Source organism: Neobacillus sp. S1115, from assembly GCF_055385565.1.
This window is the reverse complement of the sequence record NZ_AP038275.1, coordinates 346593-362770: the sequence shown is the minus strand read 5'-3', so window position 1 is coordinate 362770 and position 16178 is coordinate 346593. Positions and strand designations below refer to the sequence as shown.

At 41.9% G+C, this 16178-nt stretch carries 15 protein-coding genes; 4 read left to right on the top strand and 11 right to left on the bottom strand.

Going from position 1 to position 16178, the window contains the following annotated elements; all coding sequences use genetic code 11:
* Nucleotides 1–2: 2 nt before the first annotated feature.
* From ACZ5B7_RS01905 to rlmD, 8 genes are all read right to left on the bottom strand, one after another.
* Nucleotides 3–467 carry a phage tail protein gene (locus ACZ5B7_RS01905; protein ID WP_464492404.1) on the bottom strand — a complete coding sequence of 155 codons (465 nt, stop codon included), beginning with the start codon at nt 465–467 and terminating at the stop codon, nt 3–5.
* Nucleotides 468–729: 262 nt separating this feature from the next.
* Entirely contained in the window at nt 730–2061 is a 1332-nt protein-coding gene (locus ACZ5B7_RS01900; protein ID WP_464492403.1) for an amidohydrolase, read from the bottom strand.
* A complete protein-coding gene (locus tag ACZ5B7_RS01895) occupies nt 2058–3770 on the bottom strand; it encodes an adenine deaminase C-terminal domain-containing protein (RefSeq protein WP_464492402.1) in 1713 nt (570 codons plus the stop codon). Before ACZ5B7_RS01895 ends, ACZ5B7_RS01900 begins: the two co-directional genes overlap by 4 nt.
* Nucleotides 3771–3847: 77 nt before the next feature.
* Nucleotides 3848–4906, bottom strand: coding sequence for an ABC transporter substrate-binding protein (locus ACZ5B7_RS01890; RefSeq protein WP_464492401.1), 1059 nt, complete (start codon nt 4904–4906; stop codon nt 3848–3850).
* 53 nt (nt 4907–4959) lie between these two features.
* The gene (locus ACZ5B7_RS01885) at nt 4960–6000 is read right to left on the bottom strand and encodes an ABC transporter ATP-binding protein (RefSeq protein WP_464492400.1); all 1041 of its coding nucleotides are present in this window, start codon (nt 5998–6000) and stop codon (nt 4960–4962) included.
* A 40-nt stretch (nt 6001–6040) separates the two neighbouring features.
* Entirely contained in the window at nt 6041–6820 is a 780-nt protein-coding gene (locus ACZ5B7_RS01880) for an ABC transporter permease (RefSeq protein ID WP_213147701.1), read from the bottom strand.
* Nucleotides 6813–7649 carry an ABC transporter permease gene (locus ACZ5B7_RS01875; protein WP_464492399.1) on the bottom strand — a complete coding sequence of 279 codons (837 nt, stop codon included), beginning with the start codon at nt 7647–7649 and terminating at the stop codon, nt 6813–6815. Before ACZ5B7_RS01875 ends, ACZ5B7_RS01880 begins: the two co-directional genes overlap by 8 nt.
* A 308-nt stretch (nt 7650–7957) precedes the next feature.
* Nucleotides 7958–9328 (bottom strand): 23S rRNA (uracil(1939)-C(5))-methyltransferase RlmD, encoded by a 1371-nt coding sequence (gene rlmD / locus ACZ5B7_RS01870; RefSeq protein ID WP_464492398.1) that lies wholly within the window; start codon nt 9326–9328, stop codon nt 7958–7960.
* Nucleotides 9329–9615: 287 nt separating this feature from the next.
* Here rlmD and ACZ5B7_RS01865 point away from each other — a divergent pair, with 287 nt between their 5' ends.
* Nucleotides 9616–9936, top strand: coding sequence for a hypothetical protein (locus ACZ5B7_RS01865; RefSeq protein ID WP_464492397.1), 321 nt, complete (start codon nt 9616–9618; stop codon nt 9934–9936).
* A gap of 206 nt (nt 9937–10142) precedes the next feature.
* Here ACZ5B7_RS01865 and ACZ5B7_RS01860 read toward each other — a convergent pair whose 3' ends face one another.
* The 3 genes from ACZ5B7_RS01860 to ACZ5B7_RS01850 form a co-directional block, all read right to left on the bottom strand.
* Complete coding sequence (locus tag ACZ5B7_RS01860) at nt 10143–11612, bottom strand: nicotinate phosphoribosyltransferase (protein WP_464492396.1); 1470 nt, start codon at nt 11610–11612, stop codon at nt 10143–10145.
* Between the two features lie 63 nt (nt 11613–11675).
* Nucleotides 11676–12227 carry a cysteine hydrolase family protein gene (locus ACZ5B7_RS01855; RefSeq protein WP_464492395.1) on the bottom strand — a complete coding sequence of 184 codons (552 nt, stop codon included), beginning with the start codon at nt 12225–12227 and terminating at the stop codon, nt 11676–11678.
* Nucleotides 12228–12481: 254 nt separating this feature from the next.
* Nucleotides 12482–13423, bottom strand: coding sequence for a diacylglycerol kinase (locus tag ACZ5B7_RS01850; protein WP_464492394.1), 942 nt, complete (start codon nt 13421–13423; stop codon nt 12482–12484).
* Between the two features lie 414 nt (nt 13424–13837).
* Here ACZ5B7_RS01850 and ehuB point away from each other — a divergent pair, with 414 nt between their 5' ends.
* The 3 genes from ehuB (at nt 13838) to ehuD (ending at nt 16160) form a co-directional block, all read left to right on the top strand.
* Nucleotides 13838–14707, top strand: coding sequence for an ectoine/hydroxyectoine ABC transporter substrate-binding protein EhuB (ehuB, locus tag ACZ5B7_RS01845; protein ID WP_464492393.1), 870 nt, complete (start codon nt 13838–13840; stop codon nt 14705–14707).
* A gap of 89 nt (nt 14708–14796) precedes the next feature.
* Nucleotides 14797–15453 carry an ectoine/hydroxyectoine ABC transporter permease subunit EhuC gene (gene ehuC, locus ACZ5B7_RS01840; protein ID WP_423802558.1) on the top strand — a complete coding sequence of 219 codons (657 nt, stop codon included), beginning with the start codon at nt 14797–14799 and terminating at the stop codon, nt 15451–15453.
* Nucleotides 15450–16160, top strand: coding sequence for an ectoine/hydroxyectoine ABC transporter permease subunit EhuD (ehuD, locus tag ACZ5B7_RS01835; RefSeq protein WP_464492392.1), 711 nt, complete (start codon nt 15450–15452; stop codon nt 16158–16160). Before ehuC ends, ehuD begins: the two co-directional genes overlap by 4 nt.
* Nucleotides 16161–16178 lie beyond the last annotated feature (18 nt).

Sequence of the window (16178 nt, the reverse complement as noted above, 5' to 3'; positions counted from 1 at the left end):
CCCTAATATTCACCTTTAATGACAAAAAACGAGCCACGAATGGTTCCAGCTAGTTTAGACTTCTGCCTAGCAAACTTAAACTTCCCTTCTAACTCCTTTGGTACCTCCATCCCCTCAGAAAGCTTAAAACCTACAGCCCGCTTCTTAGGATTATCAACTGTATACAGGACGTTGATCGAAAGACCATCCTCATAAAAGACGTACGTCCAATCGATATTTTCCACTTGAAAACGCGACGTCTCTAAAGGTTTAGCGGCAAACTCAATACCACGTTCTTCCTTCAAAATCCGGTTCACATAATCAAGGGTCTCCCCGCTTTCGCTAGCTGGTACGACAGTAAATTCATGCTTGTATTTGTTCATAAAGTAACGGGCTTCATTAGCACGTAAACCAGCAAGCGCTTCTGCTACCGGTGAGGACTCTAAACCAACTGTAGACACATTTTTAAAATCAACGATATAGGACATCTCCATCTCTCCTTTAATCTCATATTTCCTAACAACAGGATACCACATTTAACCAAAAACTAATCCGTTTCACTGCCATATCTCAACCTTTTTGAATTAATCATAACCGGCGAAAAATTAGTAGAAATAGAAAAAAGGCAACGCCCAGAGGGTTAGTTGCCTTTCTTTAAAATGAGTTGCGCCACGCATTCTACATGTGTCGACCACTGATTGTAGATACGTTTGATAATGCAGCAAGGGGAGTTACCAACCAATTCTAATCCTATTTTCCCTCCATTGCTTTTAGAGCCTTTCTTTTAAATCCACATTCCTCCATGGCTGAAGTAAGCTCTGCTCTTAATTTCGTTAGATCAAAATTTACTAATTGTTTTTCTGCCACAACTTGCTTTCCATCGATGAATACATCTCTTACATTTCCGGCATTTGCAGAGTACACCAAAGCACTGTACGGATCAAAAATAGGAAACATATTGACTGAATCGACTTCCACTAGAATGAAGTCAGCTTGTTTTCCCGCCTGGATTGAGCCATTTTTGTCCTCCATACCTAAAACTTTCGCTCCCCCGATGGTCGCTAACTTCACAATCTCTTCCGCTGGGAAGGCACTGCGATCCTGTAAAATAGTTTTATGGAAATTCGCAAACAAGCGCATTTGGCTGAATAAATCGAGCGTATTCCCGCTGCTTGGACCATCTGTTCCCAACCCAACTGTCACACCCGCAGACAATAAATCCTGGACACGGGCCACACCTTTAGCCGATTTCGTATTGGCACCGATACAATGGGCAACCTTTACATCATACCTCTTCAGCAATTCAATATCATGATCAGACAAATGAATACAGTGGGCAGCTACCAGCCTTGAGCTTAGCACACCAATCTCTTCTAAAAATTCAATCGGCGTTTGGTTTCGCTCTTTACGATACTTCTCCATTTCAAAATCCATTTCACTGACATGCATCATCCATGGCACATCGTACCTTTGAGACAATGCATCCGCCTGCTGGAGCACTTCAATGGTGTTCGTGTAAGGGGCATGCGGTGCTACCGTTGCCCGAATCCTGCTATTTCCTTGCCATCTTGGCAGAAACCCTTCAGCATATTGCAATCCGCCCATTGGCTCCGGCACATCAACCGTTACGGAGTCAATGACTGTTTCCGCAAAAATGCCGCGGCTATGCATTTCTTCTGCTGCTTCTGCCAATCTTTGCTCAAAATAATACATATCAAAGAAGGTTGTCACACCGGCAAGCTGCATTTCGGCAATCGCATATTTTCCGCTGGTATAGGCAAGCTGTTCATTCATACATTCATTTTCTAACGGAAATAAGAAGCGGCGGAGCCGGTCAGGATAGTCATCACCTAAAGAACGAAACGGGATCATGCCAATGTGAGTATGCGTATTGACCATACCCGGCAGCAAAATCGCCCCTCTGGCATCAATGCATTGGTCGAAGGCCAGCTTCTTTGGCAGTGAATACATTGGGCCAGCTTCTACAATTTTACCCTCGTTTACTATTAAATAGCCGTCTTGAAACTGTTCCATTTTTTCATTCATCGTTAATATCCAGGCGTTTTTAATGAGTAAATTCAAACTTTCTCACCCTCCACCAGCGGGATCATCATTTGCGAACGTACATTCATCATCCCTTTGTCGGTAATTTTGATAGCAGGTGAAACCGGCAAGGATAAAGTTGAAAAAGACATGATCTCGTTACTGTTGCGATAGCCTAAGCTAATCATTGCTTGACGTACTTCCTTTAATTGCTGACCTAATTCTTGAATCGGTGCATCGCTGATAATCCCGCCGACTGTCAATGGGCAAACCGCTTGCACCTGCCCCGCTTGTGTCACTACATATCCGCCTTGCATGTCCAATAATTGTTTCTGTGCCGCAAGTATATCTGCCGCACTCATCCCCATTACCATCAAATTATGATGATCATGTGCCCAAGTAGTGGCTACAGCTCCTTTTTCAGATAAAGCATTCTCAACAAACCCATAGGCGATGTTCCCTGTTTTCCCATATCGCTCCATCACTATAATTAAGGCCAGCCCGCTATTCTCCCAATCTAAATAACCATCTGTAACGGCCATCTCTCGCTGTACATGTTCGGTAAAGGTACCCACTTCGGAAATTTGCATCACGTTGACGACAGCCTTTTCAGCTGAATTCACCTTAATCCGCAAATCCTCTAAAGTCAGTTCCCGACAATGTATGGATTGATAGAAGTGCTCAGGAAAAGCAGGTTCCACTGCTGGATACTTGATTGCATTTCCCCGCTCGTGTACCAATTTTCCATCCTTATAAACTGCCGCAATATCCAGGCGTTCCACATCATCTACTAATAGAAAATCGGCTTTAAACCCCGGGACAATAGCACCGCGGTCCTGGAATCCCATCCGTCTTGCAGGGGTATAGGTAGCACAGTATAGCGCCTGTTCTGCCGGCATGCCGCATGAAATGGCTAAACGTACGTTTGCATCCAAATGTCCTTCAAGCAAGTCGTCCGCCATCACATCATCTGTAATGATTGCCATATATTCATAGAATTGATTTTCCACAATAACACGCATATTTTCCGGCGTTATTGATTTCTTTTGAAATTCTAAAAACATCCCGCCGGTGATTTTCTCATAAATCGATTGGGGCGACTGATGGGTGTGGTCAGCGGTAATGCCCGCATATAAAAATTTGGCCAATTCCAAATCCGAAACACGCGGCACATGTCCTTCCAAAGGCATAGCTGGCCTCTCCGTTTGAACAACGCGTAAAATCTGCCGAATCAAGGAATCCTCTTGATTGACAATGCCATTGAAGTCCATTGCTTCCCCTAAAGCGATTACTTTCGGATGCTTGAGGAGCTGCTTCACTTCTTCAACACCAATATAACCGCCAGTCGTTTCCAGCTCTGGGGTCGTAGAAGGAACAGAGGAAGGAATCGCATAGAAAATATCCATGACACTCGGCTGGGCAAAAAACGCCTCCAGCCCTTCCATGCCAAACACATTGGCGATCTCATGAGCATCAGCAACAACGGTTGTCACTCCATGAGTTAGGACAGCCTTTGAAAAAATAGCCGGGGACGTCATAGAACTTTCAATATGCATATGAATATCCATTAAGCCTGGGACCAAATATTGACCTCTTGCATCGACTACATCACCGGCCTGTAAATTCTCCACCTCGTCAGCTGTTACATAGTAAAATTTATCTTCAACAATGTACACATTTTTCTGTTCAAACTTTTTCGTAAACGTGTTAAAAACCTGTCCATTTATAATGGCTAAGTCAGCTTTCATTTATCTTTCCCTCCTTTAGATCAACCGCTAAAGAGAAAAGGGCCAAGATGATCCTCAGCCCTTTTCCTTAACCGAAACTATTTGTTCAAAATTCTATTCCACTGATTGATCCAAGATTCAAGGTTCTTATTGACTAATAGTGAATCCACTTTCTTGGTACGAGCTGCCACATCACCATATGTTTTATTTTTTGCTGTTTCCTCGTTTAGCTCTACCTTTTTATTGGTTGGCGCTTCATTTAGAGATACGGCAGTTTTTTCTTGAACTTCCTGACTTAGTCTCCAGTTGATATACTTATAAGCTAAATCTTTATTTTTAGAATTTTTGTTGATATTGATAGTATTAAAGTTGGCGTAAGTCCCAGATTGCGGTACAACATAAGCGACATCCGGATTGGATTCTGTAATCATCGGTACAGCAAAGTCGCCGACAACTGCTGCTGTGATTTCTCCTGATTGGAACATGTTGGCTAAATCGGATGATTTGCTATATGTTTTTACTATGTTTGGCGCTATCTCAGTGATTCCTTTAAACGCTGCCTTACCATTATCCTTTGAAATGTCAGTATTCTCGTGGTTACTTCCTAAATAAAGCATGGCCGGACCAAAGGTTGTTGCAATGTCAGGAATAGAAACTTTCCCTTTCAAAGAGGAATCCCATAAATCATTCCATTCTTTGATTTCCTTCCCTGCTGCCTTCTTATTGTAGACAATTCCGATACTGTTTAACGTGTAGGCAGGGCCAGAACCATCTGCAGCTAATTCTTTTGCACTATCAATTAAGTTGTCCATATTTGGAACCTTAGAGCTGTCGACTTTTTCAAATAACCCTGCTGCTACACCGTCAGCGGCATTGGATTGGGACAATTCAATTACATCAACTGTTGAATTTGGATTGCTTTTAAGCTTTGTTAAACGCTCAGAGCTTGTACCTGTTTCTAACACAATGTCTACATTATATTTTTTTTCAAATGGTTTGAAGACGTCTTCCTGCATTTTATCTTCTTCCAAACCGAAAGTTGAGATAACCAATGTTTTTGGTTTTTCCTTGCTTGCAGTGCTGTCACCCCCGCCGCATGCAGCCAATACACTAGCAGCTGCAAGAGTTAAGCCTACTAAACCTAATGTCTTTTTCATTTTTCATGTCCCCATTTCGTAGATGTAGTTTTTATTAATAATTTTATTGCCTATTAAACTATGATTAGCTTGTGAGCAGGAATGGATAATGTAACTGTGTCTCCAACTTGGTAGATGACATCATCCGCTTTATTTGCCCGTAATGTTCCAATCGGGGTTTCTACCTCATATTGGTAGGACTTGCCTAGGAACGTCCGGACCTTTATCTTTCCTGATACCGCATTGTTGGTATTTGGCTCGGTACCTTCCCCAATCTCAATATCATCTGGACGAATGGTTCCTGTACCTTTTGCTGGTCTCCATTGGCGGGTGCTTTCGAAGACCGTTCCATCGACTGCTTTATACTTCCAATCTTCAGTAGGCGCTAGCTTAAAGAAGTTCTCAAACCCGATAAAGCGGGCCACAAACTCCGTTTTTGGGTTTTTATAAATTTCTTCAGGTGTGTCGAACTGCTCGATCACGCCTTTATTCATAACGGCCACCTTGTCCGAAATGGAGAAACACTCCTCTTGATCATGCGTGACAAACACGGATGTAATCCCCAATTGGCTTTGAATCCGTTTAATTTCAATCCGCATCTGCAGGCGCAATTTCGCATCCAGGTTACTGAGAGGTTCATCTAATAATAATAATTTCGGCTCGATCACTAAGGCACGAGCTAATGCTACACGCTGTCTTTGCCCGCCGGAGAGCTGTTTCGGATAACGATTGCCCAGCTCTTCTAACCCCGTAATGGCTAAAATATCATTTACTTTTTTTTCAATGGTTTGCCTTTTTTCCTTGCGTAATTTCAACCCGAACGCAACATTTTCTTTAATTGTTAAATGGGGAAACAAGGCATAGCTTTGGAAGACCATTCCAAACTCCCGTTTATGAACGGGCACTTTCGTTAAGTTTTTATTATCAACCACGAACTCGCCATCATTTGGCTCAATTAGGCCGGCAATCACCCTTAAAGTGGTTGTTTTCCCGCATCCGGATGGTCCTAATAAGGAGACCAATTCTCCTTTTTCAATCGATAAATTTAAATCTTTTAATATATCAGCTTTGTTGTCATAACTTACACGAATATCTTTTAATTCAACATAGGACATAATGCTGTTCTACCCCCGTCGCTGTTGGATTCTGTCTGTTCTATGAAATACTGGCTAACCCTAATGTTTTTTCAATAATAAACATCAAAACAATCGTCCCAAGCATTAATACAACGGATAATGCCGAAACAGATGGGTCGTAGTTGTATTCAATATAATTCATTAAGCTGGTTGGCAGCATGGTAACACCTGGTCCTGATAAAAACTGCGAAACAGGGATATTGTTAAAGGAATTAATGAACGCAAGCATAAAGGAAGCAAAAATTCCCGAAGTAATGTTTGGCAGCACCACTTTAATAAACGTCTGTAATTTTGTGCAGCCTAACGTCCATGAAACCTCTTCAATTGAAAAATCTAACTGCTCGATCGTTGAGCCGACAACCCTGATTACGTATGGCAGGCAAATTAAGAAATGGCCTAACAACAGTCCTTGGATAATCGGGAATTGGAACTTAATCACGATAAATTGATACATGGCATATCCAACGACCAATCCAGGCACGATTGTTGGCGAAAGAAAGAAACTCTTAATCCAATTTCGTCCAAAAACCTTATGACGGGCCAAAGAATAGGCGGCTGGTACTCCAATAATTAAAGCCAAGAGTGTTGCAATAAAAGCTACTTTTAAACTGAGAAAAAAGCTATCCATAAATGCCTCATTGCTAAACACCTTGCCGTACCAATCAAGGGTAAAACCTTTAATTGGAAATTGAATAGTTGAATTCGTTCCAAAAGAGGTCACGATAATAATCAGCAAAGGCACTAGCAAAAACGCAAATACCAAACCCGCAAAGACTTTTAAACCAACATTTTTACGCACTTGCCTCACCTCGCTTATCCATGCGGCCCGCAACCCAGTTGAATAGCTTCATCACAATTAAGGTCGCTACAATCATAATCAAAGCAATAACACTGGCACCCTGCCAGTTTCCTAACGCAGTCGCATTTTGATATAAGAAAGTTGCTAGCATGATGTTCCGGTTTCCGCCTAATAATTGCGGGGTAGTATAAGCGGTCATGCTTCCGGTGAAAACCAATATACTCCCAACAATAATTCCGGGCACACTTAACGGCAGAATTACCTTCATAAAAGCAACCAAACGATTGGCGCCTAACGTTTCTGCAGCTTCCATAATTTCTGAATCAATGTTCTCTAATATCCCCACTAAAGTAATGACCATTAAAGGCAAGAAGAGGTACACAGAGCCAATCACAATGGCGAATTCCGTATAAAGCAGGGTAAGTGGTTTTGATATTAACCCCAGACTCTTTAACGCATTATTTAGAATACCGTCTTGTCCTAAAATGGTGATCCATGCAAAACTTCGCACAACCGAATTCGTCAACAACGGAAACAATGTAATCGACATTAACAGGCCACGCCATTTTTTTGGACTTTTCGAAATATAGTAGGCAGTCGGAACTCCTAGCACTACACAAATCAATGTTGCAATCAGTGAAATCTTTATCGTCCGCCAAAAAATACCAAAATTATAATCATCCAAGAAGAACGAAGTATAATTCGCCAAGGTGAATCCTCCATCAAAGAAGGTTGGGTAAATGGCGGTAATAAGCGGTAACACCAAGAATAAAATCAAAAGAATCAATCCTGGAGCCAAGATGATGTATGGGATTCTTCGCTGTGTCATATCTGGCCTCACTTTCAAAAAGGGTTATTCATGTTGATAAACAAGTATAAGTTGTATTCCTTTCATAGAGTATTATAATTTATTAATTTCTCTTTGACAACACAAAATGCGAATAATATATATTGAATTTACTTTTAATGTTCGTGAATTCGGTTGCTTAACACGTAGTTTCGTAATCGGATGATTAATTTTACCCTCATCCACGAATATTATCAACAAAAAACCACTCCCTATTTTTATAAGGAGTGGTTTTTTGGTATAGAAATAAAACCTTTCACGGTTAGAATTATAATAGTTGGTTAGTTGTCTTACTTTAAAATGAGTTGCGCCACACATTCAACATGCGTAGTCATCGGAAACATATCAACTGGCTGGACTTCCAGTGTTTTGTAGCCGCCATCTTCTAATATCCGCAGATCCCTCGCCAAAGTTGCGGGATTACAGGAAACATAGACTACCTTTTTCGGCTGCATTTCAATAATGGTGCGGAGAAGGGCCTCATCACAGCCTTTGCGCGGTGGGTCGACCACCAGCACATCCGTTTTATTGCCTTCCTTGTACCATTTTGGTATAACAACCTCGGCTTCCCCTACAGCGAATTCAGCATTAGTCATTCCGTTCAACGCTGCATTCCTGCGCGCATCTTCAATCGCTTCCGGAACCACTTCGACACCAAAAACCTTCCGAGCCTTTTGTGCCAAAAATAAAGAGATGGTACCAATTCCGCAATACGCATCAATGACACTTTCCTGACCGTTTAAATCCGCATATTCCAAAGCTTTATCGTAAAGCACCTTCGTTTGAACAGGATTAACCTGATAAAAGGATAACGCTGAGATTGCGAATTTCACATCGCCAATATAATCATAGATCACTTCGCTGCCCCATAAAAGGTTGTTTTTCTCGCCAAGGATGACATTTGTCCGCTTCGAATTCACGTTATGGACAATCGACTTTACCTCTGGAAGGCGGGCGGTAATTTCATCAATTAACTCCTTTTTATGTGGAATTTCTGGTGTTCTGGTAATCAGCACGACCATGAGTTCCCCGGTTTGTTTTCCATACCGGGCCATAATATGCCTTAAAACACCTTTATGAGTTTCCTCATTATAAGCCGGAATCCCGAGCCGGCTGCAGATTTCCTTGGCCGTCTGGATAGCTTCATTTACTTCAGGCAACTGGATGACACTTTCATCCATATCGACGATTTCATGGCTTCTTTGCTTAAAAAAGCCGGCAACCAGCTTGCCGTCCTTTTCACCGACAGGCACCTGGGCTTTGTTTCGATAAGACAAAGGGTTGTCCATTCCTAATATCGGGTGAACTGTAACATCCTCCAATTTACCAATCCGTGTGAGTACCTGCCTGACTTGATTTTCCTTGTACTTTAGCTGCCCTTCGTAGCTGATATGCTCAAGCTGACAGCCCCCGTATTTCGTTTTCTCACTGTCAGGGATATCCACCCGATACGGACTTCGTTCGTAAAGCTCGATTAACCGCCCAATCCCGTAGCTTTTATTAACCTTGATGACTTTGACTTTCGCCTTTTCACCCGGCAGGCCCTTCGGCACGAACAGCGGATAGCCTTCCACCTTCGCCACCCCCGCCCCGTCATGAGTTAAATCTTCAAATACAACATCTATATAATCATTTTTATTGACTGGTAATGCTCTGCTCATTCGCTTCTTCCTTTACGTCTCTATTTACTAGCAAGATTTTATCATAAAGCAGTATCAAATGCGAAAAGACCCTTTTCCAGCTTATCAAGGACATTTCTTTCTAGTTTTCAACAGGTTTTGTCCTTGATCCGGCTTATCAAAGACATTTTCATCTGATTTGGATGCGAGTTTGTCCTTGAAAAAATAATATTGTAAAATAGGCACATAAATTGTCAGAATATTTTTGTTTTAAAATATAATGATAGTGTATATGATTAAATTATCCCTTTTGGAAGGAGTGGATCGCGATGAAGATGATAAAAGGCTTCTCAATCATCATGTTCCTTGCCTTTCTGGCCTTCACCTTTTTACATTCTTCAAATTCGCCTCCCCACCACCATCCAGAAAGCAAGGCAATCATTCAATTAGATGATTGGACAGCGAAGCATCAATGGGACGATGAGAAAAAACAGCCATTTGACCTGCATCTATTCTTCCTGCTTATATCCATCATGACTTTCGCAGCAATACCTCTCCATTTGTTTCAGCCAAACTTCAGCAGAAAGCAAAGTTTTCTTATCCCCATTTTTTGTCAATCTAACTATGTGATTAGAGCCTCCCTTTTTTAAATAAATTTAAAAATAAGGGAGGAAATATAAATGGCAATGTGGTTCCGACTATTAATGATTGGCTACTTTTCCTTGACAGCAGCTGGACTTCTGACCTTCCAAGGCATCGAAATTTACCATGCCTTTATCGACTTCTTTAAACAAAAGTAAAAATAAAAATAAGGCTGCCCCCTCAATCATGATAAATCTTAGGGGCAGCCTTTTTGTTATTCTTCTTCTTTCATCGCTTCTACTTTATCTTTCACTTCTTCGATATTTCTCATTTTGTTATCCCAGCATTTTTGGCTTAAATCCACTGGGTAATGCTCTGGATTCAGCATCCGCTTGTATTCGTCCCAAAGAGCAGCCAAATTTTGTTTTAAATAATCCCGGGATTCCTCCAAACAAGGAATTTCATAAACATACTCCCCGTTTACAAAAATATCCTCATGAAGTTCTTTTGCTGTAAAATTCGTAACCACCTTATTTAAATACGTATGGGTCGGATGGAACATGCGCAGCTTCTTTTCCGGAAGCTTTTCACCCTCCATCGCGATATAATCCCCTTCCGCATGATGGTTTGTATTATTGATAATCCGGTAAACCTTTTTCAGGCCCGGGGTTGTTACCTTTTCAGGGTTGGAAGAAATTTTAATCGTATCCTCCATTTCACCTGCATCGTTTTCAATCGAGACGATTTTATAAACAGCTCCTAACGCAGCCTGGTCATAGGCAGTGATCAATTTCGTGCCAATTCCCCAGCTGTCGATTCTCGCGCCTTGCGCCTTCAAGTTAATAATCGTATATTCGTCCAAATCGCTCGAGGCAAAGATCTTTGCATCCTTAAAACCTGCCTCATCTAACATTTTCCTTGCTTCCTTAGAAAGATAGGCAAGGTCCCCGCTGTCAAGGCGAATGCCGATGAAATTAATCGTGTCCCCCAGTTCCTTTGCCACCTTGATGGCATTTGGCACGCCAAGGCGAAGCGTATCATACGTATCCACTAGAAAAACACAATCTTTATGGGTCACGGCATATTTATGAAATGCAGTATACTCATCCTTATAGGCTTGCACCATGGAATGGGCATGTGTCCCGGCCACAGGAATCCCGAACATTTTCCCCGCTCTAACATTGCTGGTAGCTTCGAAGCCGCCTAGATATGCAGCTCTCGTTCCCCAAATAGCGGCATCCATTTCCTGAGCCCGTCTTGACCCAAACTCCATCGCTACTTCATTGCCGACAACCTGCTTGATTCTTGATGCCTTCGTGGCGATTAATGTTTGATAGTTCACAATGTTAAGCAAGGCTGTTTCAATGAGCTGCGCCTCCGCAAGTGGTGCTTCCACTCGCAAAATCGGCTCACTGGCAAAAACTAGTTCGCCTTCTTTCATGGACCGAATGGTTCCAGTGAAACTCATCCCTTTTAAATAGTCCAAAAAATCAGTCTGGTAGCCTACTTCATTTTTCAAATACTCGAGGTCTTCCTCACTAAAACGAAAGCCTTGAATAAATTGGATGACTTTTTCAAGACCGGCAAAAACGGCATAGCCATTACCAAACGGCTGCTTGCGGAAAAACAATTCAAAGACAGCCCGTTTATTGTGAATGCCGTCCCTCCAATACGTCTCTGCCATATTAATCTGGTAAAGATCTGTATGCAGACTTAAACTATCATCATGATAAATGTGTTTCATAATTGACCTCCGAGGTACTAATACAGCTTTTTACTATTATATCCCATAATATCATTAATAAGACTATTTAACCACAGCGCCTAGCGACTGTTCGAAGTGGCCGAGAGCCCACTCATGCCCCGCCGGATTAAAAGAAGCAACTGCATCCTTGTAAACAACAATCTTAAAGCCTTTGTTATAGGCGTCAACAGCGGTATGGAGGACACAAATATCGGTACATACACCAACTAGGTGAACCTCCGTGATTTCGCGCTCGCGCAGCTTGATTTCAAGGTCTGTCCCAGCAAAGGCAGAGTATCTGGTTTTATCCATATACTGGACATTTTCCCGTTCCTTATTTTCCTCATATACTTCCTGCAGCGCCCCGAATAAATCCCTTCCGGAGGTGCCGCGCAGGTTATGGGGCGGAAATAGCTTTGTTTCCGGATGAAATTCATCACCTTGGTCGTGGACATCAATCGCAAAAACAACATATTCGCCGCTTGCAATAAACTCTTTTGTCAGTTCTACAATCTTCCCCTCAATAGCCTGCCCTGGTGCGCCACAGGTTAATGCCCCGGCATCGGCAACAAAATCAAACGTATAATCAATATTTATTAACGCCCTTTTACCCATGTGAAATCGCTCCTTTTAATCGTGTCATGACTTATGTCTTTAATTCATTATACACAGTCTTTGAAACCTTTTCACACAATTAAGAATTCATAAATGGAAACTCGCCGATTGGCGAGTCCGATAGGACGAAGACAGAGGCGTAGTTGAATTTATGCGTTAGGGAAGAATAAATTTGTAAAAATTTATTCTTCCCTATTAGCAAAAAAAGTCCGCTCCATCTGGAACGAACTTTCGCGATTGTATTTATTTTTCCTCTAACTATATCGCTTTCCCGGAACCCAATCCGTAGGCCGGTCATTTGGACGGATATCATCAAATCGGACGAATACTTCCAAATGGCGGTACAGGTTTTCGAATTCAGCCGGCAGCAAGCCGCCAAATTCTCCGTCTAAATTTAACTGCACCTTCTCATCTGAATACACTTTCACTCGGTTTGCTTTGGTATAAAGGACGTTTGGGTCATTTACATGCTCACCGCGAACAGCTAGCGTTGCAACCCTAATAAATTCAGCCAAATTTACTTTTTTCAAAATCAGCAGTGAAAATAATCCGTCGTTAATTGATGCATCTGGAGCTAATCTTTCAAATCCACCAATGGAATTGGTCAACCCAATAAGAAACATCATCGCTTCCCCTTCGAATATTTTTCCATCATATTCAATCCTGAGATGGGAAGCCTTAATTGACGGCAGCATTTCCATTCCTTTTAAGTAGTAGGCAAGCTGGCCGAGCATTGTTTTCAATTTGCTGGGTACCTCATAGGTTAATTCGGTAATCCTTCCCCCGCCGCCAATATTAATAAAATATTTATCATTAATCCGGCCAATATCAACAGGAATGAGTTCCCCGCGTGTGATAATATCAACTGCTGCCGTAATATCACGCGGTATATGCAGGGCCCTGGCAAAATCATTGGTCGTACCGGCAGGAATAATCCCTAGCCTCGGACGGTAGTCTTGCTCGGCAATGCCATTAACCACTTCATTAATTGTTCCGTCACCGCCAGCAGCAATGACCACATCGTACTGACGTTCAACAGCAATTCGCGCCGCCTTTGTCGCATCGCCCGCACCTGTTGTCGCGTGGCAAGATGCTTCATATCCGGCGAGTTCTAATTTTTCAAGGATTTCCGGTAAATGACGTTTAATCATTTCACGTCCGGAAGTAGGATTATAAATCAGTCTTGCTCTTCTCATCCATCATCATCCTAATTTTAATATCGGCTTGTTATTTCTATATTCTACCAATTAATGTAATGCGTTACAATTATGCCTTACATCCTATTTTTAGGGAAAAACGTCCCTTTACTATAATACCTTTGTTTTATTTTTTTGCAAAAAATAATTACCCTTTAACTCAACAAAAAAGGCCTTTAGACTGTACCAGATTAGCATCCAAGAGTATCTGGGAGCATATGGGAGGATTTTTTAGGATGTTTCAGCTCATAAAACGAGAGCTATCGAGAGCCCTTCTCATCCAAAATAATCCCGAAATATCAGATTTGTCTGATTTTTAAACTTAAAGTAAAATGGGAACCAACCCTTTTCTGCCCAGTTTTCTTCCATTTTTCCAATCAAAGAATTTTATTATTTTTATCAGGGAGGTCGATCATGAAACAGTTAAAAACTATATTGATAGGCATTTTATCTATTTTTCTATTAGCCGCTTGTTCGGTTACTACCTCAGGGGATGAACAGCTATCCACCCTTGAAAAAGCAAAAAAGGAAGGCAAGATTGTTGTTGGATTTGCCGGTGAAAAGCCGTATGCATATGAAGATGAAAACGGGAAATTGACAGGGGAAGCGGTTGAGGTTGCCCGTGCCATCTTTAAGGAAATGGGTATTGAAAAAATGGAAGGAAAATTAACGAAGTTTAGTTCACTGATACCAGGGCTAAAAGCTGGGAAATTTGATGTCATAACGGCAGGGATGTACATAACACCAGAACGTTGTAAACAAGTGGATTTTGCCGAACCTGATTATTCCATCGGTGAAGCACTTGCTGTTAGAAAAGGGAATCCAAAAAACATTCACAGTTACAAGGATATTGCTGCAAACCCCGATACCAAAATTGCCGTTATGAACGGCGCGATTGAAATAGATTATCTTAAGGCTGCCGGGGTGAAGGAAAGCCAGATGGAAGTTGTCACCGATATTCCATCAAATATCACCTCACTAGAGTCCAATCGTGTTGATGCCATTACGATGACAGGCCCGACACTGAATGCTGCTCTTGACACAGCCAATGCCAAAAACATTAAGGTCGTGGATGATTTCACTCAGCCTTCTGTTGATGGAAAAAGCGTCCGCGGGTACGGAGCGGCAGCGTTTAAACAAGGCGATAAGGAAATTGTCAAAGCCTATAACGCCGAACTGAATAAAATGAAAGAATCTGGGGAGCTTTTGGATATCCTCAGCAAATTTGGATTTACGGAGTCAGAATTACCTGGAGATGTCACAACAGCAGAACTTTGCAAATAATGATTGTTGTTCCAGTTTAAAAAGGCACTCCTCCTCGAGAGTGCCTTTTTCCTGCTAATCTATGAAACTATTCTTTGGAGGGATGAATTATCAATAAATATATCGATATTTTTTCAAAAATATTACCAGGGGCAGTCGTGACCATTGAGGTTTTGCTTGCATCCGCCGTATTGGCATTTGTTATAGCATTCATCGCTGGGCTCGGACGTGTATCCCGATTCTCCATTATCCGCAGAGTCACCGCTGTTTATGTTGAGCTGTTTAGAGGAACATCGTTACTTGTACAGCTATTTTGGATTTTCTTTGCCCTGCCGGCTTTCGGAATTCAGTTTTCCGCTTTTCTTGCCAGTGTCGTTGCCCTCGGGCTAAATTATGGGGCGTACGGTTCTGAAATTGTTCGCGGCGCTATTACGGCTATCCCCAAAGGGCAGACAGAAGCTTCAATTGCATTAAATATGACGAACTTCCAGCGGATGAGACTGGTCATTTTACCGCAGGCCTTTCGTATGATGCTGCCAGGATTCGGCAATATATCAATTGAACTTTTGAAAGGGACCTCGCTTGTATCCTTGATTACCTTAACCGATTTAACTTATAGGGGCTTAATCATTCAGAATTCAAATATTAGCTATACGATGCCAGTTTTCGTTACCTTGCTGTTCGCCTATTTCATTGTGGCACTGCCGCTTATTATCCTCGCTAGAAAACTGGAGAAATGGTCAGCGAAAGGAGTGGCAAACGCATGAGTTGGGATTGGAATTTTGCCATTGAAGTTTTCCCTGAAATCCTTGGCGCTATTTGGCTTGTGATTGCAATAACTGTTGGGTCTTTTCTTGTTTCATTAATCCTCGGGCTCATTTTGACTTTTGGGAGACGGTCAAAGTTTAAGCCATTATCACTAACCGTTTACGCATTTATTGAATTTGTCAGAAGCACTCCCCCGCTTGTTCAATTGTTTTTTGTATACTTTGCACTTCCTGCGATTGGCATTTCCATCAATAAATATGCGGCAGGAATCCTGACACTAGGGGTTCATTACAGCACTTATATTTCTGAAGTATATCGTTCGGGAATAGAGGCTGTTCCTAAGGGGCAATGGGAGGCCGCTACAGCCATGAACTTTAGCAAAACACAAACCTGGTTCCGTGTCATCCTGCCGCAAGCCATACCTCCAGTTATCCCGATGCTTGGGAACTATTTTATTGTGTTATTTAAAGAAACCCCGATTTTAATGGCCATTGGCATCGGGGAATTTTTACAAAAAGCGCAATTGATAGGAGCTAATCAATTTAAATATCTCGAACCGATTACTATTGTGGGATTGTTGTTTCTCCTGCTTAGCTACCCATCAGCCTTGCTGATTAATAAACTGGAACAGAAATCAAAGCAGGCATTCAGCGGAAAAAATAAACGTACGAGCGCCCGCCCATTCCGCTTAAAGTCGGGGGCATAAACTAGTTATTGTTTGAAA

Coding starts and splice junctions, on each gene's coding strand:
- ACZ5B7_RS01885 (WP_464492400.1), bottom strand. CDS start 6,000: ATGTCCTATGTTGAATTAAAAGATATTCGTGTAAGTTATGACAACAAA.
- ACZ5B7_RS01855 (WP_464492395.1), bottom strand. CDS start 12,227: ATGGGTAAAAGGGCGTTAATAAATATTGATTATACGTTTGATTTTGTT.
- ACZ5B7_RS01895 (WP_464492402.1), bottom strand. CDS start 3,770: ATGAAAGCTGACTTAGCCATTATAAATGGACAGGTTTTTAACACGTTT.
- ehuD (WP_464492392.1), top strand. CDS start 15,450: ATGAGTTGGGATTGGAATTTTGCCATTGAAGTTTTCCCTGAAATCCTT.
- ACZ5B7_RS01905 (WP_464492404.1), bottom strand. CDS start 467: ATGTCCTATATCGTTGATTTTAAAAATGTGTCTACAGTTGGTTTAGAG.
- ehuB (WP_464492393.1), top strand. CDS start 13,838: ATGAAACAGTTAAAAACTATATTGATAGGCATTTTATCTATTTTTCTA.
- ACZ5B7_RS01850 (WP_464492394.1), bottom strand. CDS start 13,423: ATGAGAAGAGCAAGACTGATTTATAATCCTACTTCCGGACGTGAAATG.
- ACZ5B7_RS01860 (WP_464492396.1), bottom strand. CDS start 11,612: ATGAAACACATTTATCATGATGATAGTTTAAGTCTGCATACAGATCTT.
- ACZ5B7_RS01875 (WP_464492399.1), bottom strand. CDS start 7,649: ATGACACAGCGAAGAATCCCATACATCATCTTGGCTCCAGGATTGATT.
- rlmD (WP_464492398.1), bottom strand. CDS start 9,328: ATGAGCAGAGCATTACCAGTCAATAAAAATGATTATATAGATGTTGTA.
- ACZ5B7_RS01865 (WP_464492397.1), top strand. CDS start 9,616: ATGAAGATGATAAAAGGCTTCTCAATCATCATGTTCCTTGCCTTTCTG.
- ACZ5B7_RS01890 (WP_464492401.1), bottom strand. CDS start 4,906: ATGAAAAAGACATTAGGTTTAGTAGGCTTAACTCTTGCAGCTGCTAGT.